Genomic DNA, 25821 nt, shown 5'->3' with positions numbered 1-25821 from the left:
ACGTATCCTTGTCTTATGTGGAAGATTTGAAATGGAGAGTCATAGTCATACTGCCTGTTGATGCGGGATAAAGTGAAACTTCCCCCAGTGGGTTCTCTTCATCCACTGGGGGCTAGTAGAACCAATCGGGCATATACAGGCAGTGAACCCCCACGTATCCTTGTTTTATGTGGAAGTCTTGAAATAGAAAGTAGTCATACTACTGCCTGTTGATGCGGGATAAACTTTTAGGAGGGGACATCTATGATGCAATTCTCAACAAACAAACTAACCATGCTTATTATTGTTGCATGTCTACTTGTTTTTATAGAAGCAACATTTTTTGAAAATGGCAGTATTATGTTTGTGGTTCTCGGCGTATTTTTTATTTATATAAGCATGCGGAAAAGACGAAAGTGGCTTTTTTGGTCTGGCATCATCTGTATAGCGATCGCGCTTATGTCCATGTGGAGTTTGCGAATCATTGTTATAGTTACATTGTTTTATATATTATGGCAACTAAAAAAGGGAGATCCTATTCACCTATCATTTTCGAAGTCATCAGCACAGCAAACAATAGATCAACCTGTTAAAAATAAATTTTTTTCATTTCAAAGCACACCATTGCAATCCTACGAATGGCAAGACGTGCATATTCAGAGTTTGGTAGGGAACTTGCATATTGATACGACACAAACAGTTTTACCGAAAGGAACTTCTCTCATCTCGATCCGTCAAGGATTTGGAAAGGTCAAAATTATTGTCCCATATGAAATACCTGTACGGCTTCATTACAATACATTTATTGGGGATGCTAAATGTTTTGAAAATACTTATTCCCGAATATGGAATGACACGATTACGTTGCGGGATGGATATGAACATATCGAGGAAGCGTCTACTGAATTGATCATTTCTGTGTCAACATTATGTGGAGATATCGAGGTGATTCGTCAATGACAAAACTTCTTGCACGAACCATTAGCACCTTCCTATTCGAAATCATCATACTTGCTATCATCTTCTTTATGCTATACGGGACAAAACTGTCGAGATGGGAAATGCTTTGGACATCACATTATTGGAATTTACCAATTGCTATTTTATTTGTTACCTTATGTTTTATATTTAGTATTTGTATTGCGATGTGGAGCATTTTTTTAACTCGTCAAAAAGAACAGCAATTTGAACAAGCTTTACAAAATGTATTAAAAAGCGACAATGTCCCACAAGAAACATTTGATGTCAATGTAAGCCTGCAAAAATCATTGGCCATAACAAGAGAATTAATCAGTACGCAGCGCAAGAGTTTGCAAAAACTAACAAATGATAAAGCTGTCAACCAAGATCAAATGATTCAAGAGCGAATTATTCAGGAACGGCAACGATTAGCTAGAGAATTACATGATTCAGTTTCTCAACAACTGTTTGCTGCTTCTATGTTACTATCAACAGTAAATGAAACCGCATCGGAAGATTTACCTGAGCATACGAAGAAAACACTGCTTCAAACTGAACAAATTGTTCAACAGGCACAACTGGAAATGCGAGCGCTATTACTTCATCTCCGCCCTGTCGCATTAAAAAACAAGTCCATTATGCAAGGATTAGAAGATTTATTAGTTGAATTACAACAAAAAGTAACATTTAAGATTCAATATCGTCTAGAAGAAGTACATTTATCAAAAGGGGCTGAGGATCATTTATTCCGCATCGCACAAGAAACTTTATCGAACACATTAAGGCATGCGAAAGCGACCGAATTAGAATTATTGTTAGTTGAACGCAATAAACGTGTTATTTTTCGTGTACGTGATAACGGTGTTGGCTTTAGAATGGGCAATGAAAAGGCAGGATCTTATGGTTTACACAATATAGAAGAACGTGCAGTTGAAATTGGTGGAACCTGTAAAATTGTCTCTGTCCCAACACAAGGTACAGTCGTCGAAGTACAAATACCCGTAGAGAAGGAGACGTTAAAAGATGATTCGAATTCTATTAGCTGATGACCACGAGATGGTACGTATCGGCGTATCTTCATACTTACAAGCACAGCCTGACATGGTGGTTGTGGCGGAAGCTTCAAATGGTCAAGAAGCTGTCGACCTAGCATTAGCACATCGTCCAGATATCATTCTAATGGATATGGTTATGCCTATTATGACGGGCGCTGAAGCTACAGAAGCCATTATCAGCCAATGGCCAGAAGCTAAAATCATGATCGTCACCAGTTTTTTGGATGATGATAAAGTCTACCCGGCTTTAGAAGCTGGAGCTATTAGCTATCTACTAAAAACAACAAACGCCAAACAAATTGCCAATGCTATTCGAAATACTTATAATGGTCAACCAATATTAGAACCAGAAGTAACCAATAAAATGATGCAAAGGATGCGCCATAAAGAAAAACCGCTTCATGAAGATTTAACAGAACGTGAATATGAAGTCCTTTTATTAATGGCTCAGGGTAAAACGAACCAAGACATCGCAGATGAACTATTTATCGCTTTAAAAACAGTTAAAACACATGTTAGCAACATCCTTTCAAAATTAGAAGTACAGGATCGTACCCAAGCAGTTGTTTATGCTTTTAACCATCAACTCGTTAAAAGCTAATGCCGTTTTTTAAGTTTGAAAATGACAACAAAAGCTTTCGAATATTTACGAGGTGATTGAAACTTTTCTTCAGAAAAGGGGACTACATGGATGCGTAATAAAGTAGTGATCGGTGTCATATTTTGGGTCATATATAATGCTATTGTTTTTTATCTTGGTTGGAATGTATACCAATGGTTGAGGATCGTATTTCATATGGATTTCCCAATTGTTTTTTCAATTATTTGGTTGTATTGTGCCTACAGTATCGTGCTTAGTCATATCGATCAACGTTTTCGGATGACAAAGGTAGTGAGTTGCTATTGGATGATTATAATGGAGTATGGTCTATTGTTATTTCCAATCGCCAATTTGTTGTTATGGTTCATCCCTTCTATACATATAATTTGGATAGGCTATATCATTTTCGGTCTATTTGTTGTGATCATTGGGTTTGGTTCATATATGGCTTACTCACCAATTGTTCGAACCAAAACCATTCAAGTAAAAAAACAAAAGGGAGAAAAGGAAAGTTTTCGAATGGTGATTGCTTCCGACTTTCATCTCGGCATATTGTCCAATAAAAAACTTTTACAAAAATTTGTATCGAAATCGAATGCGGCTAAACCGGATCTTGTATTTCTAGTAGGGGACATTGTGGATGATCATCCTTATTGGTTTAGAGCCTATCGAATGGATGAAGTCATGAAAACATTGACTTCTACATATGGTGTTTATGGCGTATTGGGTAATCATGAATACTATGGTAAACAAATTCCATTATTTATAGATGAGATGAAAAAATCAGGAGTAAGGATTTTACAAGATGAAACAATTTGTATAGCCAATTCGTTTTATGTAACAGGAAGAGAAGATAAAACCAATAAAAATCGTCAATCTTTAGAACAATTATCAAAGAGGGCAGAGCATCAATTGCCATGGATTGTTATGGATCATACACCATCGGATTTAATAACCCCTGTCAAGCTTGGAGTGGATATACATCTCTCTGGTCATACTCATTTAGGACAAATGTGGCCGAATCAGTGGATTACACGTAAAACTTTTGAGTTAGACTATGGCTATTTATTGAAACAGACCACTCATATCATCGTTTCTTCTGGGTTTGGATTTTGGGGTCCACCAATTCGTACCAATAGTCGTAGTGAAATGTGGGTCGTTGATGTCGAATTAGTGGATTAACGAAATTTAATGAAACTTTAAGAAAGCTTTTCTTTCAATATGTTATGATAGTTTTGCTAGAAATGAGTGGAAGCTGGTCATTGGAATCTTTCTCGTTTTGTTATACTAATTTTTACTGCGCCAGTTTCGCTTGGTATATCAGGTAGGAGAGTTTACTTCACCTGATGAAAAAGTTCCACCTATACTTTGAGTAAGACCACTGAAAAAATCATTTCACCTCCGAAAGTTTGATAAAAATCAGCTTTAGTTAGCAAGATGAAAGAAAAGATGGATGAATATCCATAAAAATAGGGGTGTTATAGCTTTTCATTGACCTCGCTTTGTATAAAAGTGGAGGGACACTTTATCCCGCTTTAACGGGCAGTAAGTTTCACTTTACAAACATAAAAAGAATAAGGAGATACTATGGACTTTTTAGAGTTATTAAAATCCATTATTTTAGGATTTGTAGAAGGAATGACAGAATTTGCTCCAGTATCGTCTACAGGTCATATGATTATCGTGGATGATATGTGGTTGAAAACGGAGGAGTTTTTAGGAAAATCTTCTGCCAATACATTTAAAGTGGTTATTCAGTTAGGATCTATCCTAGCGGTTGTTGTTGTTATGTGGAAACGAATGTTAAGTCTTATTGGTTTATATCATTTTGAGGGACAAAAACCACATCATCGATTTAATTTGTTGCACGTCATTATTGGCGTTATTCCAGCAGGTGTTTTAGGCGTATTATTGGAAAATTTCATAGACAGCCATTTATTTGGCATTGAAACGGTTATTTTCAGTTTGTTCTTTGGTGCCCTATTCATGATTGCAGCAGATAAATTTGGACCCAAAAGACCAAGGGTTACATCACTTGACGATCTATCTTATGCTCAAGCCTTCAAAGTTGGCTGTATTCAATGCTTATCATTATGGCCTGGATTTTCCCGTTCAGGAGCTACGATATCAGGTGGGGTATTGCTAGGATTAGACCATCGTACGGCTTCGGATTTCACCTTTATCATGGCTGTACCGATTATGGCAGGTGCAAGTTTCATATCATTATTGAAACATGTAAATGAGATCAATTTTGATGATATGGGCTTTTATGTCGCAGGATTTATCAGCGCGTTCGTCTTTGCACTTATTTCTGTAAAATTCTTCTTGAAGCTTATAGCCAGAGTAAAATTAGTCCCATTTGCCATTTATCGTATTGTCTTAGCCATTGTACTTGCCATCATCGTGTTTATGTAATAGATGATTATAAGTACGAATTGTGCCAAAAATATTATCTGAAAAAGTAGTATGTGAGGTTTTCTCATATGCTGCTTTTTTGTATAATCATCTTTATCCATCTATGAATCCTTCGTTCTTCTCATCATATTTTCATAAAAACATGTTACGATAAAAGGCAGAATATTAGACTATTTCAATCCTGTTCATGGAGAAGGATATAAAGAAATTTGGCAGGTGAAGATGTTTGGCAGAACGGGAACGGATTTTGATCATAGAAGATGAAGAAAAAATTGCACGGGTATTGCAATTGGAATTAGAGTTTGAAGGATATGAAACGGGTATTGCTTATACTGGATCGGATGGACTTATTTTATATCGTGAACAGCAATGGGACTTAATTTTATTAGATATTATGCTGCCGGTTATGAGCGGGATTGATGTTTTAAAAAGAATACGAGCAACCGAATATTCAACGCCCATTATTATGTTAACGGCAAAAGATGAACTGGAAGACAAAGTAACAGGATTAGACTTAGGTGCAAATGATTATATTACGAAACCCTTTGAAATCGAAGAATTGCTGGCTCGTATCCGAGTGGCATTAAGATTTCAAAAGAAAAATCAAGCACCCAGCTCGATTCCTCCCAAAAAGGATCCCTTTTTACATGAATATGGTGGTCTTTCCATGCACGAAAAAACGCGGGAAGTGATTAAAAATGGTGTTTCCATCGATTTGACTCCTCGTGAATTTGAACTACTCCTATATTTAATCAAACATCCAAAACAAGTATTAACACGTGAACAAATATTAGATAGGGTCTGGGGATATGATTATTATGGAGATACCAATGTTGTTGATGTTTATATTCGATATGTACGTCAAAAGATAGATAAGGGCAGTAATCATCCACTCATCCAAACAGTGCGCGGTGTGGGGTATGTATTAAAGGAAAAAAACTATGAAGCTTAAAACAAAAATTCATATTTTCTCAACGATTTTAATGCTCCTTATTTTAGTTTTGATGACAATTGGCATCTATTTTATGTATGAGAAGATGGCCTATGATACAGAGTATAAACAATTATTAGATGAATCACAGGAGCTTGTAACGTCTATTAGTCAAACGAGTAATATCAACGATCCAGCAACTATTTTAAGAGCATACATTCCATCTAACGGTGCTATTCGAATAATGGATAAAAATGGTAAAATGATCGTCACTGTCCAATCAATGGAAGGTCTCGAGTCTTACAAGCCTAGATTGCAATTGGAAGATTACCAAGTAGAAACATATAAAGAAACGGCTATTTTGTCTTTTAGTGTACCAGTAGTATGGACGGATGGTTCTATCGTATATGTTCAAATGATGCAATCGATGAAAAGTGTAGCAAGCACGCTATCTTTGCTAAGGCTTGTACTGAGTGGAATGTTTATTTTAGCAGCTATCTTTGTTGTATTATCCAGTATGACACTAGGTGAAATCGTTCTGAAGCCTATCCAACGTTTAACAGCTACGATGAAAAAAAGTAGCCAATCAGGGACCTTTGAAAAAATTGATATACGAAAGCAAGGAAAAGATGAGTTGAGCGAAATGAGTCAAACATTTAACGATATGATGGCGCAGCTTGAACAAAATTATCGTAAACAAGAGCAATTTGTCTCGAATGCTTCACATGAGCTAAAAACGCCTCTGACAGTTATTGAAAGTTATGCAAGACTATTAAAACGTAGAGGCTTTGAACATAAAGAAATCGCAGAAGAATCAGTAAATGCTATTCTAAGTGAATCGGTTCGAATGTCTGAAATGATCCAACAAATGTTGGATCTTACTAAAAATAAAGAAAGAATGCCCCTGCAAAAAGAACATATAGATATTCATCATTTACTTCATCAAACATTACAGCAAATGCATCAAACTTATAATAGAAATTTTTATTTACATGGCGAGGGACCCGTATTTCTTACTACAGATGAACAGAAGATGAAGCAATTATTCTTTATTTTTCTTGAAAATGCAAGACGCTATAGCAGTGAGGACATCCACGTATATTTATCTGAAAATCCTATTGTAGTCAAAATTCAAGATAGTGGTGAAGGCATTGCAGAAGCACATATACCTCATCTTTTTGAACGCTTTTACAGAGTAAGTCAAGATAGAAATCGGAAAACAGGGGGAACCGGACTAGGTTTAGCAATTGCAAAAGAAATCGCTGAACAATTGAACATCGATTTAACCGTAGAAAGTACAGTAGGAATGGGTACGACAATGATATTAACTTTTAAAGAACAGGAGGAGCAAAATGTGGAAATATAAGCATTGGACACTCCTCACGTTCATCATACTCATCTTTGTTGCTATCTTCACCGCTTTCTTCATGTGGAATCACATGTCAAACAAAGATAAAAAATCGACTATAGAAGTTTATAAAAATATTGAAACAATGTATGGTGGAGAGATTACATCATTTGAAAATAATGGTGGTCAATATGCGATGGAGCTTTCAAAAAATGGTGCAGTCTATCATATTGAAGTGAGAGCAAAAGACGGTAAAATCCTGCACATGAAAAGAACAGATTTAGGGCGCTTAAAGAAAAGAGATTTACTTTCTAAAGAAAAAATCAATCGAATTATTCGAAAAAACTATGATGGAAATATTGTCAGTGAACTTTTAAATACATGGAATAATATAACAGTCTACCAAGTGAGAGTAACAAATCGAGATAAAAAATTGAGTATTATCGTTGATGCAGTTACAGGCGATATTTTATCGGAAACGCGTATAAATGCTCATTCGGAAAACATTGCAATAAGCAAAAAAGAAGCTCAACGAATTGCTAAGCAAAAAATGAAAGGGACTATTCAGCATACAAGTTATTTTGAAACAAGTAGTGGGGGCTATTATTTAGTAGAGATAAAAGCCAAAGGACATACGAAAACGTTCCAAATTCATGCTGTATCAGGAAAAATAATGTCGATCACAAATGATTGATCTTCTCATTAAATTCTCATCTTTTTCTACTAGTATTTTCATTTTCATCCTGTAAATTGTAGTTAAAAGGAGGGCGAAATTATGAAAAAGACGATAATTGCATTAGCGATTACGGGTTCTATAGTCATTTCAGGTGTTGTTGCGGTAGCAGCGCAAAACTCAAACAAGCAAGATGTTCTATCATCACAGGAAATTTCTAAAAAGGCTCTAAGTTATGTGAAAGGCAAAGTGTATAAAATCGAACTTGAGCAAGAAAAAAGCGGTCCAGTGTATGAGATTGATGTGAAGGGGACTAAGGCGGAGTACGAGTTAAAATTAGATGCTAAAACGGGTGAGTTATTAAAAAAATCGACCAAATATAATACGTCTAATCTAACAGGCAAGAAAATTGGTATAGCAAGGGCAAAACAAATTGCGCTGAATTCTGTTAAAGGTAAAATTCGGAAAGCAAAATTAGATAAAGAAGATAACATGTACGAAATCGAAATCATCAAAGGAAAATATGAATATGAATTTGATATTAGTGCTTATACAGGCAAAATCCTAAAGAAAGATAAGGAAAAAATAACATCTGCTAAAAAGGGTAACGTGATTAGTTTAAGAAGAGCCAAACAAATTGCACTCCGTTCAGTTAATGGAGTCGTGCAACAAGCACAATACAATCAAAACAATGGCTTATATGAAATTCATATTGTCAAAAATTCAAAAACATACAAACTAAATATTGATGCGCATACAGGTGCGATTATCAATCAGAGAGATGGCAATTCAGTATATACAGCATCAATTGGTAATATAATTGGGCTTGAAGAAGCCAAACAAATCGCTTTAAATGCTGTTGGTGGGGTAGTAACATCTGCCAATTTAGACAACGAAGATGGCGTTTACGATGTGGAGGTACAAAGCGGCGAATTTGAATATGAATTTGAAATCAATGCGCATACAGGTGCGATTGTTAAACAACAAAAAGAGTCTATTTCACAAACATTCGCTAGCATCGGAGCAAATACGATTAGTATGGAAAATGCCAAACAAATTGCTCTATCCAAAGTATCTGGAACGATATTGTCTGCAAACTATGAACAGACCAGTAATCTATATGAAATTTCAATCAGTGCCAATGGCTACGAGTACGAATTTGATATTAATGCACAAACTGGTGCAATCGTAAAGCAAGATCAAGAGCCATTAGAAAATACTGCGACTAACAATGATGCTGCCATCATCAGTTCACAAAAAGCATCCCAAATCGCACTATCAAAGGCAAAAGGGACAGTTACGAAAATCGACCTTGAAGAAGGTATATATGAAGTAGAAGTAAAAGATGGCACATATGAGTATGAGATCGAGATCGATGCAAAGACAGGAGATATCCTAAGCTTTGATAAGGAATATGAAGACTAAAAAGTCTAAGAAGAGGATAGGTGGGTAGTCAACTGCCTGTAAAAGCTCGATTGTTAATACTTAAGGGGACAATCTGCAAATATTCGTTGCCATTTAACTTGGTGAAAAATTCAACATATAAAAGAATGACAGTTCATTGTAGAAATGAACTGTCATTCTTTTTGCTTTTACCAGAGTTTAAAGCCTTTCGAGCCTAATGGAGAATTTTCGATAATACTATAAATAGGGAATGTATAAGCGATAAGGATTAAAGCAGTTAATACGACGATCCAAACTTTGAAATTTTCTAAAATTGGCGGTGTCCGTTCAGCTTGTGGGGCTACTTCTGCGATAGGGAAATCCTGCTCACCTTTAGGTGCAAACCAAATGAGTTTTACACTGATGTAGAGGAATAAAACAATTCCTATGAATAGGAAAGTACCCCCAACTGCTTCAGCCAACTGATAGGAAGCCCAAGTTTTTGCGATTTCTGCTCCACCATAATCAGAAAAGGTGGATCGTCTAGGTGCACCCGTCAATCCTTCAAAATGCATTCCGAAAGACATGATCGCCATACCAATGGCCCAACAAACCGTTTGAATAATACCTAATACATTTAATGACGATGTAAAAGTGCGTCCCGTTAAATGAGGTATCAGCCAATAGGAAGCTCCAAAGAGAGTTAAGATAACAGTAGTCGCAAGGGTTAAATGAAAATGTCCAGTTACCCAAATCGTATTATGGACAACTTGGTTCATTTGGAAAGAAGCATTGATGATACCACCTGCACCACCGGGAACAAAAGCTAACATGCCAACAAAAGGTGCAAAAAAGCGAGCATCTTTCCATGGTAGCTTCCTTAGCCAGCCAAACAATCCTTTGGCTCCAAGTTCACGCCCACGCATTTCAAATGTCGCCAGCATTGAAAAGGCTGTGATCAAGGATGGGATAACAACCATCATTGTTAAAACAACTTGTATATATTTAGAAAAGCTATCGATACCAGGTTCGGTTAATTGATGATGTAGTCCAACTGGAATCGAAAACAATACGAACATGATAAATGATAAGCGAGCCAAACCGTCAGAGAATATTTTACCTCCAATGATCTTAGGAATGACGCAATACCAAATCATATAGGCTGGTAATAGCCAAAAGTAAACAAGCGCATGCCCAAAATACCAAAAAAGTGTTCGAGTTAATAAAACATTTACACGCTCTATGAATCCTAATGACCAAGGTAATAGGAAGAAAACGACTTCGATGGCAACCCCTAATGTTGCAACAAACCATAATAGACTATTACAAACTGCCATATAAGACATTAACGGAGAAGTTTGATGTGGGTGTTCTTTTCGCCATTGTTCCCATCTCAAGCAATGTCCCAGACTGTCAATCCATGAACCAACAACGACAAGTGCTAATCCTAGATAAAAGATCCAATGTGCCTGCAATGGAGCATAGAAGGTGTAAAGGACGGAGGCTTGATTGGTCAAGATCATGATGGAAGCCATAATTGTGCCGATTGTCATCATCCAAAAACCGATCCACCCGATGATCCTTTGTTTAGTTGAAAGCGCTCCTGAGGTTCTACTCACAGACGCTGCTTGAAAGCCCATGATAAAAAAGGTGGTGAAGATAAGTGCTAATAACACGCCATGAATCGTTAAAATTTGATAATACCCAAATGGTGCTGGAAGCTCAAAAAGTCCTGAGCGAACAAGCACTTGCAAGAGTCCAGCGGCTCCTCCTAGAAACAGTGCAAGAAAAGCTACATACATATGTGCCATCACCAAACGAGCATCTTTTTCATTTACCTTCAAGACGCCTGGTGTTTTAGCCGTAAATTTTTCTGTTGGTTTTTGTTTTTGCTTTCTCATTTAGAATCCACCACCCTTAACATAGAATGCATTTGAGCATGACCTACACCACAATATTCACTACAAACAATTAAATAATCACCGGCCTTATCGACTGTTGTGGTGTATTCAGAGATATAGCCAGGCTCTGCCATCATGTTGACATTTGTTCCAGTTATTTCGAATCCATGAACCACATCTTTTGAAGTAATGATGAATTTCACTTTTGAACCAACAGGCACCTTCAATTCAGGTGGATTATAATAGAATGCTGAAGCTACCAATACGACTTCATAATCCCAATCCTTTCCTGATACCTTATGAACACCTGGTTTGTTGAATGGAGCTATTTGTTCCACTTGTTCATAGTTAATCGTTTTTTTGGCGCTTGGTGGGTGACTTCCATAATGGAATGCCATAATACCTGTAATTAGAAGGAAGATCACAAGAGAGGCTCCACCAAATATCAGCCAGTATCTTTCATATTTATGCAGATGCATTTAGTTTCCTACTTTCTTCTTGATTTAGAAACGATCAAAATACAGGTTTAATACTAGTGACCAAACTACTATAATAAAAATCCCCAGAACTACAACCAAAAAGAGAGTTCCTTTCAGATTTGCATCTGGTTGTTTTTTGTCTCCCATAATCTAATTGACCTCCATACTAAATTTTTATTCTGTAAATAGACAGTAAGCCTCGACCGACGCAAGATTTCAAGAATTCTATAGAAGATAGGAAAAGGAATCCACCACCAGTAAAAGTTCAATCTGAAGTACAAGTGATACTATAGGTAGCCTGTGTTCCTTTTACTCTTAATGGAAAAAACTTTACTGAAGGAAGCTTGCTTTATCTCACATAACAGGAAGTACCTCCACGCCAAAATGCAAGTCATGAGCAGACGATAAGTGAAGGGTAAAGAAAATCCCTACTGTGTGATTTTATTGGAACCTATTACAGGAATCTTTGCCTACATACTTCCCATTTTGGGAAAAAATCATTCAAAAAGCTGTTATTTAGTAAGTGAAGCTACATGATAGGGATACATGGGGGCGATTTCCAAAGAAGCTTTGTTAGAGGTTTCATTAAAAAAGTATCCATTTATATTAAATTGGAGATATGCACGATGAAGCAGAACCTTAGAAAAAATAAAAGCTCTCCATTATTGTTGTAATAATGGAGAGCAAATCATTTAATTTATTCCTTTATCTTGCACTAGCAGGAGTACGGTTCCTACCTTAGTATGATAGGGATCAACTACCTGAAAAGAACAATTGATTCAATTACCCTTCGGTGAGGGCCGACAAGAATCTTACTAAGGAAGCGTTCCTCTTATTGTAGAATCCGAGCTATTGATTTTTTTAGTTAATCATCACTAAACAAGTCAAATAAGCCACCGATACCTTTTTCATCGGTAGAGCCTCCTGGTGTTTGAGGAGCCGCTGCGAATACTCGGCTCGCTAAGCGACTGAATGGCAATGATTGAATCCATACGGTCCCTGGTCCATTAAGTGTTGCAAAGAACAGGCCTTCACCGCCAAATAACGCAGTTTTTACACCACCAACGGCTTCGATATTGTAATCCACAGAGCTTGTCATGGCAACGAGACAGCCTGTATCGACACGCAGTTTTTCTCCTGGTTGAAGTTCTTTGCGAACGATTGTACCGCCAGCATGAACAAATGCCATGCCATCACCTTCTAATTTTTGCATGATGAAACCTTCACCACCAAAGAAACCAGTACCCAATTTTCTTTGGAATTCAATTCCTATGGAGACACCTTTGGCCGCTGCAAGAAAAGCGTCTTTTTGGCAAATGATTTTGCCATTAAGGGTACTCAAATCCATTGGAATAATTTTGCCGGGATAAGGGGCTGCAAAAGAAACATGTTTTTTGCCATCACCCTCATTAGTGAATGTAGTGATAAATAAACTTTCGCCAGTAATTAAACGTTTACCAGCACCCATTAGCTTACTCATGAATCCACCACCGCCACTTCTTGAACCATCACCAAATACAGTTTCCATACGAATACCGTCTTCCATCATCATCAAGGCGCCAGCCTCGGCAATAACTGTTTCATTTGGATCTAGTTCTACCTCAACAAATTGCATATCATCGCCATGTAGTTTGTAATCAATTTCATGATTATTCATTTTAATACCTCCGAATCATTTGATGACCTCAATCTAAGTATAAATACGTAGTAAAAATAAAAAAAGTTTCAACTTTTTAAACTTATCGTTAATTGTAAAAAAATTAAATCAATTTCATAATGTAAAATTCGGATAAAAAACACGAACATTTTAAATCAACATGAACATTAATATTCAGAAATTTTTGTTCCGCTCCAGACGGCGCTTTCCACGGGCTTGGCTTCAATCTCCTCGGGTCGACACGATGTTGACCCCGAAGCCGTTGCCACAGGACGTGGCGAACTTAGGCTTTGTCCCTTAAATTGTTCCTGCGGGGCTTTCAGCTCAAGCTTTTCCCGTAGGACTTTGAATAAACTTCCTGAACTAGCACCGCACGAAGAAAATGCATGCATTTTCGAGGAGTCGCCGTCTTCCGCTCCACAACTATAAAATTAGCTATTATTAAATGTTCGTATTTTTTAAGAAGAAAATGATTTATGGAATTTATATAAAAATTTAATAAGCATTCACGCTTTCATAATTACGTTTTTGCATGAAATTTTCTCTAAGGAGGTTCCTTATCCTCTACTGGGTATCTATGGAGCCAATCAAGCTTAAAAGACAGTGCCTCCATTATTTTCTACTTCATGCCTGAGTCTTGAGGAGGAGGTCGCCTATTGCCTGTTACGAAAGTAAAAATATAGAATTTCTCTGCGCTATTTGTATATGAGGAGTTGAGGGATGGTCATGGAGAGTTATGAGGGCATGAGGTCATACCGTTATGCATAGAGATATAAAGAGCACTTAGAAAAGCACAAAGTTATACAAGTGACATCAAATAAGGGGAGGTATATAGTATGAAGATTGTCGTATTAGGTGCTGGTTTAATGGGGAAAGAAGCTGCTCGTGATTTAGTAAAAAACCCTAAGGTTGGGAAAGTTTTTTTGGCCGATTTAAACGTAGCACAGGCACAGCAATTTGCAGATACACTTCAAACGAATAAGATTGAGGTCTTAAAGTTGGATGCTACAGATGACCAACAGCTTAAAATCGTGATGTCGAAGGCAAATGTTGTCGTGAATGCACTATTTTATAAGTTCAATGAAAAAGTGGCTCGAACTGCCATTGAGGTAGGGGTCCATTCTGTTGATCTCGGTGGGCATATCGGAGGAATAACAGATGAAATATTGAAGCTGAATCCTGCGGCAAAAGCAAAAGGATTGACACTGATCCCGGATATAGGCGTTGCACCAGGGATGGTCAATATTTTAGCTGGATTAGGTGCTTCTAAATTGGATAATGTAAAATCGATCAAAATTTATGTAGGCGGTATTCCTGTTGAGAAGGAGCCACCTTTAGAATACAATGTCGTCTTTTCGTTAGAAGGTGTTTTTGATCATTATACAGATCCATCCCATGTTGTTCGAAATGGGGTATTGCGTGAAATTCCATCCTTGTCTGAAGTTGAACCTTTCTATTTCAAAGGATTCAGTGGGCTGGAAGCGTTCCATACATCAGGGGGATTATCGACATTGGCGCAATCTTATCCAGGTGTTCAAACATTAGAATATAAAACGGTCCGTTATGCAGGACATGCGAAAAAGTTCCAATTATTAGTGGACTTAGGCTTAACAAGGAAAGATACAGAAGTAAATATTAATGGTCAAACGGTGAAGGTAAGAGATGTGTTGCGAGAAGTATTACAAAGTAAAATTGCGCTCGGCAATAAGCAAGATGTTGTTTTATTACGTGTCGTAGTCAAAGGCGAACGTAATGAGGAAGCAGTGACCTATGAATACGAAATGATAACGTATAGAAATCAAGAAAATAATGAAACTGCCATGGCTTTAGCAACAGCAAATTCTATTTCAGTAGTTGCGCAGTTAATAGGGGATGGCACTATTAAGGAGCGGGGAGTGTTACCACCAGAAAAAGTTGTCCCAGGAGAAGCCTATATTCGTGAAATGAAAAAAAGAGGTATTACGATTACGGAAACAAAGCACCGTTCTACAAATATCGTGAAGGGGTAAGAGGAAGAGAAAAAAAGGGCATCTAAAAATTCAAAATTGAATTTTTAGAATGACCCTTTTTATTTTTTCTTTTTCATCTTATTAAGTTCGGAAACCGTAACAAATGTATATCCTTCTTTTTCAAGATAAGTAAGTACTGCATCTAGTCCATTCGCAGTCGGCATATGGATATCATGCATTAAAATAATAGCTCCAGGATAAGTATATTGTTTAACATAGGCTAGCAGCTTGTGTGCATTACGATGCTCCCAATCTCTTGTATCGACATTCCATAAAATAACAGGTAGTTTTGTTTGTTCTCGAACTCTTTTGTCACATGATCCATAGGGAGGTCTAAAGACGGTTGGATTATGACCAGTTGCTTTTTTGATGGCCTTGTTTGTTCTAGATATTTGACTCTTAATTTTTGCATTTGAAAGTCGTTTTAAATCAGCATGTGAATAGGAATGATTGCCAATTTCATGTCCTGCATTGGAAACTTGTTTAGCTGTTTTTGGATGCGCATTCACTTGAGTGCCAACCATAAAAAAAGTTGCCTTTGCATGATGCTTTTTTAATATCTTTAATACTTTGGGTGTTACAGAATCGCTTGGACCATCGTCAAATGTTAGCGCTACAAATTTTGTCGGCTTTTTCTTAACCAATTTTTTGATTTCTACTTTATATGGCTGTGCAAGTATGTTATTAATAGAAGATAAAGGAATATGAACCGCTTTAATTTTGTCTATATTTTTAGATAATGCGCGACCATCATAGTAAACGGTAAATGTTTTGTCGGATAGAGAATATTTGGCGAAATTTGTCCAAATAGGTTGAGTCGATTCTTGAATAATGGTTGTTTTCATTAATTTTTTTAGCTCGGTATCTTTACTCATCTCTTTTTTGACAGCTTGTGATAATGGAGTCAAATTTTTTTGAGATGGAATCACATCTTGGAGCAAGATTTGCTTTTTATTTTTTTGATCATACGTAAAAGTTTTTATACTTTTTTGTTTAGAGTCTATACCATTGTATAGGGATTGTGTTAAAACAAATGAGTAGTAATTTTTTTTATGTACGATCGTTTTGTATGAAATCGTTAGACTGCTGGCAAGCTTGTCGTCCTTATGGAGTAATTTTTCCATATCCTTTAAATATTGATCGCGAACTGTATGTATAGTATCTGTTACAGATTGGTTGAATGCTTTACTTGATGTACTAGGATATTGGAGTGTATAGGGCGCATTTTTATCGGATGATTTCTCAGTAATTATATATATACCATTATATTTTGTTTTTTCTTTCACAGCTTTCACAGCGTCTGATGATGTCGCTAATGCAATATTTTCGGGATCATTGGAAGAGATATCTTTATCTCTTGCACTAACTAGAAAGATAATAAGGGCGGTCAATGTTAGGGCGGAACCTATTAATATAAGATCAACCCAACGATGTTTCTTCTTAAGATGAATAGTAGCCACTTTCCAACGGCCTCCTTTATACTTGATGACTCTATTCTAACTTATTTGACATCAAAAAAGAGCAAGAAATTTAAAAAAATTACATTTTTATTAAAAAGTTTTCAAAAAAATTAAATTTATGTATGAGGTGAGAGGGAAAATGATTGAAACAACACAAGAAGAATTAGCGATTGATTGTTTTCTTCTCGCAGGGCGTTTGTTAATTCAAAGTGGTGCAGAAACGTATCGAGCAGAAGATACGATGCTAAGAATGGCAAGTTCTCAAGGATTAACGGATGCTCAAAGTTTTGTTACACCTACTGGCATTATATTTTCGGCAGGCCATAAAAGACCTACAAGGATTGCACAAATTTCGAGTCGTACAACGGATTTAGAAAAGATTGCCTTTATTAATTCTGTCTCCAGGAAATTAACAGCGGGTGCAATTACGCTCGAAGAAGCTTATGAAGAATTGATAAGAATCGAGCATACCAATCTGTTTTTTCCGATTTGGGTACAAGTTTTAGCTTCGGCAATTGCCAGTGGTTGCTTTTTAATTATGTTTAACGGCATATGGAATGATGTTCCATATGCTATAGTAATCGGTGGAGTTGGATATCTCATTTTTTTAGCGATGCACTTTTTAACAAAAGTAAAATTTTTTGCTGAATTTACGGGCTCGTTATTTGTGGGTTTACTTTCTGTTTTGGTGTATCAGGCAGGCTTAGGCTATCAGCTTGATAAAATCATCATTGGCTCGGTTATGCCGTTAGTACCTGGTCTGCCAATAGCGAATGCTGTACGTGATTTAATGGCGGGGCATTTTGTTTCGGGTGTTGCAAAAGGAATGGAGGCACTTCTAACTGCCTTTGCTATTGGTGCTGGTATAGCTCTTGTATTGTCATTTTAGGAGGAGTTTTATGGATTGGATCGTTCAAGGTGTTCTAAGTTTTCTAGCAACGGCAGCATTTGGTGTTATTTTTAATGCGCCTAAAAGAACATTGTTTCATTGTGGATTAGTCGGTATGACTGGGTGGATGATCTATTATGCCTTTATTCGCCAAGGTGTAGATGAAGTGTTTGCGTCATTTATAGGCGCTTTTGTCATTTCAATTGTTGCGCATATGCTTGCACGACAATTCAAAACGCCGATGATTGTATTTAGTGTGGCTGGAATCATTCCTCTGGTTCCAGGAGGGCTTGCCTATAATGCGATGAGAACAATCGTAGAGAATGATTATGCTAAAAGTATTCAATATGGTGCAAGAGTATTTATCATTTCAGGAGCCATTGTTATGGGGTTAGTGTTTGCTGAAGTATTTATGCAATTGATTTTTAATGCAATACGTAAAAGAAAGGCAAGATTGGCAAAGGTCTCTTCATAAATAAGCGGAGGTTTGTTTAAAATTTTGTTGTTCCGTTAGGTATTGGAAAAGGGAGGAACAGAAAGAGTCAGCGAATTTTCCTCATTCCTTTGCCAAATATTTGACATAGAATTGAAAATGCAAAAGGTACAATCCATCATCAAATCGATGCTGATGAATTGTACCTTTTGGCTTTTCGGATAGATCTGTTTTTAATTATAGTAATTTTTCGACTTCTGATGCTTCGATTGGATGGCTTACATGGAACCCTTGAATGGCATCACAATCGTATTCGGCGAGAAGATCTTGTTGTTCTTGTGTTTCAACACCTTCTGCCAGGACACGCATATTAAGTGATTTTACAAATTGTATAATACCTTGGACCAATTTTTGACTTTTTGGTTGATATTGAATAGAAGAGACAAATGTTTGGTCAATTTTGATTTGAGATAATGGTAACAACTGCATATAGCGGAATGATGCATAGCCAGTGCCAAAATCATCAAGCACAAACGAGATCCCATCATTTTGTAATTGTTTCATTTGTTTAATAATGGAGGTTTCTGCCTCAGCCTCTAATGCAAATTTTTCTGTTATTTCAATACGAAGTAATTTTGCAGGGCAACCAGTTTCTTCAAGGATTTTGCGTATCTGTTTGACCATATTTTTATCGCGGAATTCCCTAACAGATGAATTGATGCTAACCTTTATATCGATTCCTTTTTTGTGCCATTCAGCAGCCTGTTGACACGCATTTTCTAGCATAAAAGAACCAATATCATTGATCAATCCCGTTTCTTCTGCGATAGGGATTAAAACATCCGGTGCAACAGTTCCAATTTCTTCATCATCCCAACGAACTAAAGCTTCTACAGTTGTAATTTTTCCTGTTTTTAAGTCCAACTGTGGTTGATATAAGACTTTTAAATCTTTTTTATCTAATGCAACAAGCAGTCTTTTTTCAATGATTGATTTTGTATGTAAGGCTTTGTGATCAGCTTTTGTTAGGCTGACAATGCTGCCGCCGCCTTCAGCTTGCACTTTTTGAATCGCAGCATGTGAGGCTTTCATCAAATGTGTAAAAGAAATTTGATCATCTGGATATTTTGTGATCCCACCACTTATTGAAAGCGGGAGAATGGTGTTATTTACGTATATTGGGTGCTGTTCTAAGTATGTTAAAAAACCTTGGATAAACCATTCACCAAGCGGCGTTAGCACAACAAACTCATTGATATTTACACGGGCCATGGAACTATCTTGGAAATACATCTTCATTCTTTGCGTGAATTCTTGGAATATTATTTTTTCAGCTTGATTGTCATACAGCTCTTTTAAGGAGTAAAATTTATCGATGCTAAAATAGACAAAAGTAAAATGTTGATTGTTTGAAATCATTTTATTCACAATTTGTTCCAAACGATAACGGTTCATAAGTCCAGTTTCTTGATCGATATAAGCGATTTTTTCGAGACGATTTTGTAATCTCTTTTTTTCGGTAATATCGTTCTCTAATGTTAGAAAGCTGGAAAGTACTTTTGCAGAAGTATAAATTGGAATTGCGATCAGGTCTACCCAATAGGATTGACCATCTTTCGTAATTTTTTCAACTTCACCTTTCCATTGTTTTCCGTTTTGCAAGTCTTTCCAAATAACATCAGCTATAGATGAGCCATCTGCGGCTTGAGGAAACATTTGCCAGAAGCTTTTTCCAATTATTCGTTTTGGGGTCCAATTGCTATATTTTAGAAATAAATCATTCGCATATGTAATTAATCCTTCTTGATCGATAGAGAGCATCATAAAAGAGGATTCTAAACCTTCTCGGATGCTTGAAAACTCATTAAAGGATACGATTTCTCTTTGTTCTGCCGAAATCAATAAAAATTGACAATAAACGAAACGACTATTTTCAATTGTAAATGATTTAAATATAATAGGGACATTCATGCTTTCCCCTTTTTTAGTATGCAAAGCCATGGAATCGAGTTGTATTGAATCGACGGAGTGAATAATTTTTTGCCATAGCCCCTTATAAAAATTTGCTTTTTCTTTTTCCATAAAGGGAGTAAAATTTCCGAGTATTTCTTCCGCAGCATAGCCGAATGTCTTTTCTGCTTGTCGGTTCCAAGCAACAACTATACCTTCAGCATTCAAAATCATCATAGGATATGGTGTTTGGTTTAATACAGGATTTGCAGCTTGAAAAATTGTTTGAATATCATTCATGAATTCTACGTCTCCTTGAATTTTCTATATTATTATTATAGTAAATAGAAAGTGATAAGTCATTAGTAATAGAGAGTAAAGTGAAAAATATTTTTTTAGGACATAAGAATATGAAATTAATAATGTGTCATAAATTTTTTTGATAAATACAGTAATATATATTCATAAAGAAGGGATTCGTGTTGAGTAATACGTCATATAGAATGAAAGGAATTGTGATGATTATATCAGGCGCAATGCTTTGGGGCGCCACTGGTCCGATGATGGAATGGGTGCTGTCTCATAGCGGTTTGACCGTACCATTTATGTTAACAATTCGCTTATTTTTTGCTGGATTATTATTGTTAGCATATTTGATTGTCACTAAAAAAGATGTACTAACGATTTGGAAATATCCTGTATGGTGGAAAAAGCTTATTACTTTTGGCGTGTTAGGCGTGTTAGGTGTTCAATATACATTTGTAGCAGCGATCAATGCTAGTAGTGCAGTGTTGGCCACTCTATTACAATTTTTAGCCCCTATTTTTGTGGTTCTATTCGTGTCGTTTTCCAATAAAATGTTGCCGCCAAAGTACCAGGTTTTTGGTATATTAGGGACTTTAGTTGGTTTATTTTTGCTGCTGACCAATGCATCGATGGCGAATCTACTCGTTAGTAAAGAAGCACTTGCGTGGGGAGTAGGTGTTGGCATAACATTTGCCTTTTATACTTTGTATCCCGGTATTTTGATGAAAGAGTGGGGAGTACTGCTTGTAATAGGATGGGGAATGTTGATAGGTGGCGTCATACTAGGGATAGCTACGAATGTTTTGGGCTCTAATTTATGGTATATCCTTTTAGACCCAGTGGTTGCTGGCATGTTAGTGGGGATTATATTCTTTGGAACAATTGCTTTTGTTTTATTTTTGGGGAGTATGAAATATATATCACCAGTTGAAACAAGTATTTTATCAAGTATGGAGCCATTAACAGCTATGGTCATTTCTGTTTTTTGGTTTGGTGAAACACTTGCTTTGTGGCAAGCAATCGGCGTGGTGGTCATGCTAGTTTGTGTAACATGGTTATCTATCGAAGGAAATCGCCAACAAAAAGTAAAAGATGTCAGGCGTGTTGATTAGGAAAAAATAGGTGACAAATTTAGCATAATTCTATAAAAACATGTATTTTATCTCCATCTATGTAGATCTTCGCTGCGGCTTGCTCGAGTCCTCGAAAATGCAAGCATTTCCTTCGTGCGGTGTGATTCGAGGAAGAAAATTCAACGTTCCGCGGGAAAAGCGAATAGATGAGACCCCGCAGCGAAGCGATTAAGGAACGGAGTCTAAGGGCGCCACGTCCTGTGGCAACGACTCCGTGACCAACATCCTGTTGCCACCAGCGTTCGCCCGCAGGAAAGCGAGCAAGCCGTAGCGGGAATCAGCGAATACACTATATTTTGTGGGGAAAATTGGATAATCAACACGCTTGAAAAGATGTAGATAGTAGATAGCGATCAATTCCTAATAATCCTAGTTGATTCCAATGCATCAGTGTATAAGTACAGGTGTGCTGTCATGGGCTATCCTGTACTCTTTTTATAATGGATGAGGGGGAATAAGGTTTATCATTTTGAAGACGAATAACTATGGAATAATTAGATCATATGTTACATTTTGAATAGAAAGGGGCTTTCTATTGAAAACGATATTCCAATACATAAAAACATATAAAGTATCTGCTAGTATAGCTTTTATGCTTATGCTAGTGGAGCTTACTGTCGAACTTACACAACCATTATTAATTCGAAAGATTATTGATGATGGCATTGTTGAAAAAGATAGTCATACCATTTGGCTCTGGGGCTCTATCATGATGTTATTGGCATTGCTGGCTTTTCTTGCTGGAATCAGTAATTCCTTTTTTGCAGGATATGCAGCGCAAAACTTTGCATATGATCTACGTAATGCATTGTTTCAAAAAATCCAATCATTTACAATGACCACTTTTCTGCGCTTCCCTTCTGCGAGTTTAATCACACGGCTGACCAATGATGTATCTCAAGTGCAGCAAGTATTTTTTATGAGTTTGCGGATTATGCTTCGAGCTCCATTAGTTGTTCTGGGGAGTTTAATCATGGCATTTTATGTGGATGCATCATTGGCTATCTATTTAGGGATCGGGCTACCATTCCTCGCAATTTTTATGTTGATGATGGTCAAAAAGAGTATTGTCCAATTTTCAGCCGTACAACGGAGAGTGGACCGTGTTAATCGAATGATCCAAGAGAATTTACAAGCAATGCGGCTAGTGAAGGCTTATTTACGAGGGGTATATGAAGCTAGTCGTTTTGAAAAGGTGGCAAATGCATTAAAGAAGGATACTTCTAGTGCTTTGCGTTTAATGGAATATATTCAACCTATTTTACTAATTGTCATGAACTTGGCGATGTTGGTTATTCTATGGTTTGGAGCAGGACAAATTCAAAAAGAACAAACACAAATTGGTGATATTGCGGCAATTGTGAACTATACCATGCGTATAACAGGATCTTTTTCAATGTTTGCCTTTATTATTACTTTATTTTCTCGGGCTAAAGCATCAGCCGATCGTATGGAAGAAATATTGTTGATCGAGGATGGGGTAGAGAATGTTATTTTACATCCTCAAATAGAAGTACCAAGTAAAAAGGGCGAGCTCGTATTTGAAAATGTTTCTTTTCAATATCCACGAACGGATCGGTATGTATTGAAGAATATTTCGTTTACTTGTAAGCAAGGTGAAAAAGTGGCCATTATGGGCGCAACAGGTTCAGGAAAATCTACGTTGTTACAACTGATCACAAACTTTTATGAAGTTGAAGAAGGACGTATCTTAGTAGATGGGTTAGATTTGAAGGAATGGAATGTAGAAAAACTCCGTCAGATAATTGGCTATGTGCCTCAACGTGCACTGTTATTTACAGGAACCATTTTTGACAATATTACATGGGGAAAAACGGATGCAACGCTTGAGGAAGTGATGACGGCAACAAAACAAGCACAGATTCATGATTCTGTCATGCATTTTCCAAACAGCTATCAAACACGTGTAGGACAGAAAGGTGTCAACTTGTCTGGAGGCCAAAAGCAAAGATTATCAATTGCAAGGGCAATCTTGCGCAAGCCTGAGTTTCTTCTTTTTGATGATAGTACAAGCGCTTTGGATATAAAAACGGAGTCTGCATTATGGGATGCATTAGCTGATGAACGGGCGACCATGCTTGTTGTGACACAGAAGATTCAAACAGCAAAAGATGCTGATCAAATTATATTGTTAGAAAATGGTGTTCTTTCTGCATGTGGAACGCATGATGAATTGATGACAAGTTCCACTTTATATCAAAGAATTGCGCAATCTCAAGCAGATCTGGGGGAAAAGAGTGATGATTAAATCATGGCTTCAATCATATGTATATGAACCTGTTCTAACGAAGGAAGATATTAAGTCTTCAAAAAAGAAAAAAGGTGCACGAGCAAGTAATTGGCGAAAAGTATTAGGACGTATTTGGAAAATTGTTGATGAGCAACGAGGTTTGCTAGTCATCGTACTATTAATGGTCATTTTGAGTTCCATTTTGTCACTATTAGGTCCATATTTAATCGGTAAGATTATTGATGATCATATGATGAAAGGAGAATATTCAGGTTTAAAGGAAATGATTTTCGGTCTAGTATTTATCTATATGGGGCTATCCATTTCAATATTTTTGCAAAACTATTGGATGATTGGTGTCGCACAACATACAGTCTACCAAATGCGGACAGGACTATTTTCAAAGCTGCAACAATTACCAATTACCTTCTTTGATAAAAGACAGCATGGTGAATTAATGAGTCGGATGACGAATGATATGGATAATATTAGCTCGACTTTAAATAGTACGTTTATACAAGTATTTTCAAGTGTTCTAACATTAGTTGGGACGGTTGTAGTTATGCTGACGATGAGTCCATTTCTCACATTTTTAACAATGTTGATCATCCCGATCATGTTTATTTCTACTCGTTGGATTACAAGACGAACAGGAAAGTTATTTAAGACTCAGCAGCAAGCGTTAGGCGCACTGAATGGCATGATTGAGGAAACCATTTCCGGTCAAAGAGTCGTGAAGGCTTTTTCCCAAGAGCAGCGGATGATTGATGAATTTACAGAGAAAAGTGCTTATTTACGCAGAGTTGGTTATTGGGCAAATGTTTATTCGGGAGCGATTCCTAAAACGATGAACCTATTGAATAATTCAAGTTTTGCTATTGTTGCAGGAGTGGGAGGATTACTCGCGTTAAAGGGTTATGTTTCTATTGGGACAATTGTTGTATTTGCAGAATATACTCGACAATTTACAAGACCTTTAAATGATTTATCCAATCAATTTAATAATGTATTGTCTGCTATTGCTGGAGCAGAACGTGTATTTGCCATCATGGATGAAGAAGAAGAACAAGATCAAGGAAAAAATGAAGCGAAGCACACAATACAAGGTGATGTTAAATTTGAGGATGTATCTTTTCGATATGATGTAGAAGAAGATGCGCCAACTATTTCGCACATTAACTTCCATATCCAAAAGGGCCAAACAGCTGCCTTAGTTGGTTCTACGGGGGCTGGTAAAACAACGATCATGCAGCTGCTCGCTCGTTTTTATGATAGCCAACAAGGGAAAATTTTAATCGATGATCGTCCAATTCAAACAATGTCTCGTCAAAATTTACGTAGTCAAATGGCTTTTGTTCTTCAAGAACCTTTTTTATTTGAGGCAACCGTTAAAGACAATATCCGATATGGTCAATTACAAGCAACAGATGAGGAGATCATAGATGCAGCTAAAAAGGCGAATGCGCATGATTTTATCATGTCGTTGCCAGATGGTTATGATACCTTTTTAACGGCAGATGGAGGAGAAATTAGTCAAGGGCAAAAGCAATTATTATCTATTGCTAGAGCGCTAGTGGCCAATCCGTCCATCTTATTGCTAGATGAGGCGACGAGCAGTATTGATACAGTAACCGAATTAGCCATTCAAGAAGCATTAGAGCGATTAATGAAAGGACGTACAAGTTTAGTGATCGCGCATCGTTTAAATACAGTAAGAACAGCTGATCTTATCCTCGTTATGGAAGAAGGAAAGCTAGTAGAATCCGGAATGAGAGAAAAATTAATCGCTAAGAAAGGAATATTCTATCAAATGTTGCAGCAGTCCATTTTATAATGCAAAGCATCACTTATTGCTCGCTCCGAAGAGGTTCAGCACTTGTCAGTAGGAAGGCGAACAATCCATAGCGGAGGCCAGTTGGCAAAGGTTATTGTTATGGACAAAATGAAATCATGAAATGTTGAAAAAGAAAAGATACAATTCAGATCGACGTTGAATTGTATCTTTTCT

Annotated in this window: 21 protein-coding genes; 15 read left to right on the top strand and 6 right to left on the bottom strand. The window is 36.9% G+C overall.

Annotated features, from left to right (window positions below):
- The first annotated feature begins 243 nt into the window (after positions 1 to 243).
- The 9 genes from liaF to FEU33_RS15010 all read left to right on the top strand — a co-directional run bounded on the left by liaF (position 244) and on the right by FEU33_RS15010 (position 9387).
- Positions 244 to 939, top strand: coding sequence for a cell wall-active antibiotics response protein LiaF (gene liaF, locus FEU33_RS15050; RefSeq protein WP_146550299.1), 696 nt, complete (start codon positions 244 to 246; stop codon positions 937 to 939).
- The gene (locus FEU33_RS15045; protein ID WP_146550298.1) at positions 936 to 1985 is read left to right on the top strand and encodes a sensor histidine kinase; all 1050 of its coding nucleotides are present in this window, start codon (positions 936 to 938) and stop codon (positions 1983 to 1985) included. The genes liaF and FEU33_RS15045 overlap by 4 nt, the downstream gene beginning before the upstream one ends.
- Complete coding sequence (locus FEU33_RS15040; RefSeq protein WP_146550297.1) at positions 1963 to 2595, top strand: response regulator transcription factor; 633 nt, start codon at positions 1963 to 1965, stop codon at positions 2593 to 2595. Before FEU33_RS15045 ends, FEU33_RS15040 begins: the two co-directional genes overlap by 23 nt.
- A 90-nt stretch (positions 2596 to 2685) precedes the next feature.
- Entirely contained in the window at positions 2686 to 3777 is a 1092-nt protein-coding gene (locus tag FEU33_RS15035) for a metallophosphoesterase (protein ID WP_146550296.1), read from the top strand.
- A gap of 405 nt (positions 3778 to 4182) precedes the next feature.
- Positions 4183 to 5010 carry an undecaprenyl-diphosphate phosphatase gene (locus tag FEU33_RS15030; RefSeq protein WP_146550295.1) on the top strand — a complete coding sequence of 276 codons (828 nt, stop codon included), beginning with the start codon at positions 4183 to 4185 and terminating at the stop codon, positions 5008 to 5010.
- A gap of 226 nt (positions 5011 to 5236) precedes the next feature.
- Positions 5237 to 5962 carry a response regulator transcription factor gene (locus FEU33_RS15025; protein WP_146550294.1) on the top strand — a complete coding sequence of 242 codons (726 nt, stop codon included), beginning with the start codon at positions 5237 to 5239 and terminating at the stop codon, positions 5960 to 5962.
- A complete protein-coding gene (locus FEU33_RS15020) occupies positions 5952 to 7307 on the top strand; it encodes a sensor histidine kinase (RefSeq protein ID WP_146550293.1) in 1356 nt (451 codons plus the stop codon). The genes FEU33_RS15025 and FEU33_RS15020 overlap by 11 nt, the downstream gene beginning before the upstream one ends.
- Positions 7294 to 7983, top strand: a complete 690-nt coding sequence (locus FEU33_RS15015; RefSeq protein ID WP_146550292.1) for a PepSY domain-containing protein — start codon at positions 7294 to 7296, stop codon at positions 7981 to 7983. Before FEU33_RS15020 ends, FEU33_RS15015 begins: the two co-directional genes overlap by 14 nt.
- 81 nt (positions 7984 to 8064) lie before the next feature.
- On the top strand, positions 8065 to 9387 hold the full coding sequence (locus tag FEU33_RS15010; RefSeq protein ID WP_146550291.1) for a PepSY domain-containing protein: 1323 nt from the start codon (positions 8065 to 8067) through the stop codon (positions 9385 to 9387).
- Positions 9388 to 9554: 167 nt separating this feature from the next.
- On the opposite strand, the gene FEU33_RS15005 is transcribed toward FEU33_RS15010, so the two are convergent.
- From FEU33_RS15005 to FEU33_RS14990, 4 genes are all read right to left on the bottom strand, one after another.
- Positions 9555 to 11246 (bottom strand): b(o/a)3-type cytochrome-c oxidase subunit 1, encoded by a 1692-nt coding sequence (locus FEU33_RS15005; protein WP_146550290.1) that lies wholly within the window; start codon positions 11244 to 11246, stop codon positions 9555 to 9557.
- On the bottom strand, positions 11243 to 11725 hold the full coding sequence (locus FEU33_RS15000) for a cytochrome c oxidase subunit II (RefSeq protein WP_146550289.1): 483 nt from the start codon (positions 11723 to 11725) through the stop codon (positions 11243 to 11245). The genes FEU33_RS15005 and FEU33_RS15000 overlap by 4 nt, the downstream gene beginning before the upstream one ends.
- A 24-nt stretch (positions 11726 to 11749) precedes the next feature.
- On the bottom strand, positions 11750 to 11872 hold the full coding sequence (locus tag FEU33_RS14995) for a cytochrome c oxidase subunit 2A (RefSeq protein ID WP_146550288.1): 123 nt from the start codon (positions 11870 to 11872) through the stop codon (positions 11750 to 11752).
- 718 nt (positions 11873 to 12590) lie between these two features.
- The gene (locus tag FEU33_RS14990; RefSeq protein WP_146550287.1) at positions 12591 to 13382 is read right to left on the bottom strand and encodes a TIGR00266 family protein; all 792 of its coding nucleotides are present in this window, start codon (positions 13380 to 13382) and stop codon (positions 12591 to 12593) included.
- 836 nt (positions 13383 to 14218) lie between these two features.
- Here FEU33_RS14990 and FEU33_RS14985 point away from each other — a divergent pair.
- The gene (locus FEU33_RS14985) at positions 14219 to 15391 is read left to right on the top strand and encodes a saccharopine dehydrogenase family protein (protein ID WP_146550286.1); all 1173 of its coding nucleotides are present in this window, start codon (positions 14219 to 14221) and stop codon (positions 15389 to 15391) included.
- A 59-nt stretch (positions 15392 to 15450) separates the two neighbouring features.
- Here FEU33_RS14985 and FEU33_RS14980 read toward each other — a convergent pair whose 3' ends face one another.
- Positions 15451 to 16851, bottom strand: coding sequence for a polysaccharide deacetylase family protein (locus tag FEU33_RS14980; RefSeq protein WP_146550285.1), 1401 nt, complete (start codon positions 16849 to 16851; stop codon positions 15451 to 15453).
- A gap of 139 nt (positions 16852 to 16990) precedes the next feature.
- Here FEU33_RS14980 and FEU33_RS14975 point away from each other — a divergent pair, with 139 nt between their 5' ends.
- Both FEU33_RS14975 and FEU33_RS14970 read left to right on the top strand, forming a co-directional pair.
- Positions 16991 to 17740 (top strand): threonine/serine exporter family protein, encoded by a 750-nt coding sequence (locus FEU33_RS14975; RefSeq protein WP_146550284.1) that lies wholly within the window; start codon positions 16991 to 16993, stop codon positions 17738 to 17740.
- Between the two features lie 10 nt (positions 17741 to 17750).
- Positions 17751 to 18215 carry a threonine/serine exporter family protein gene (locus FEU33_RS14970; RefSeq protein ID WP_146550283.1) on the top strand — a complete coding sequence of 155 codons (465 nt, stop codon included), beginning with the start codon at positions 17751 to 17753 and terminating at the stop codon, positions 18213 to 18215.
- A 195-nt stretch (positions 18216 to 18410) separates the two neighbouring features.
- On the opposite strand, the gene FEU33_RS14965 is transcribed toward FEU33_RS14970, so the two are convergent.
- A complete protein-coding gene (locus FEU33_RS14965; RefSeq protein ID WP_146550282.1) occupies positions 18411 to 20423 on the bottom strand; it encodes a putative bifunctional diguanylate cyclase/phosphodiesterase in 2013 nt (670 codons plus the stop codon).
- A 203-nt stretch (positions 20424 to 20626) separates the two neighbouring features.
- Here FEU33_RS14965 and FEU33_RS14960 point away from each other — a divergent pair, with 203 nt between their 5' ends.
- From FEU33_RS14960 to FEU33_RS14950, 3 genes are all read left to right on the top strand, one after another.
- Positions 20627 to 21541, top strand: coding sequence for a DMT family transporter (locus tag FEU33_RS14960; protein WP_146550384.1), 915 nt, complete (start codon positions 20627 to 20629; stop codon positions 21539 to 21541).
- A gap of 556 nt (positions 21542 to 22097) precedes the next feature.
- A complete protein-coding gene (locus FEU33_RS14955) occupies positions 22098 to 23831 on the top strand; it encodes an ABC transporter ATP-binding protein (protein ID WP_146550281.1) in 1734 nt (577 codons plus the stop codon).
- The gene (locus tag FEU33_RS14950; RefSeq protein ID WP_186731441.1) at positions 23824 to 25647 is read left to right on the top strand and encodes an ABC transporter ATP-binding protein; all 1824 of its coding nucleotides are present in this window, start codon (positions 23824 to 23826) and stop codon (positions 25645 to 25647) included. The genes FEU33_RS14955 and FEU33_RS14950 overlap by 8 nt, the downstream gene beginning before the upstream one ends.
- The last annotated feature ends 174 nt before the right edge of the window (positions 25648 to 25821 follow it).

This window comes from Rummeliibacillus suwonensis, from assembly GCF_007896435.1.
GTDB lineage: Bacteria > Bacillota > Bacilli > Bacillales_A > Planococcaceae > Rummeliibacillus > Rummeliibacillus suwonensis.
The sequence above is the reverse complement of the archived record's forward strand: the minus strand, read 5'-3'. Positions and strand labels throughout refer to the sequence as shown.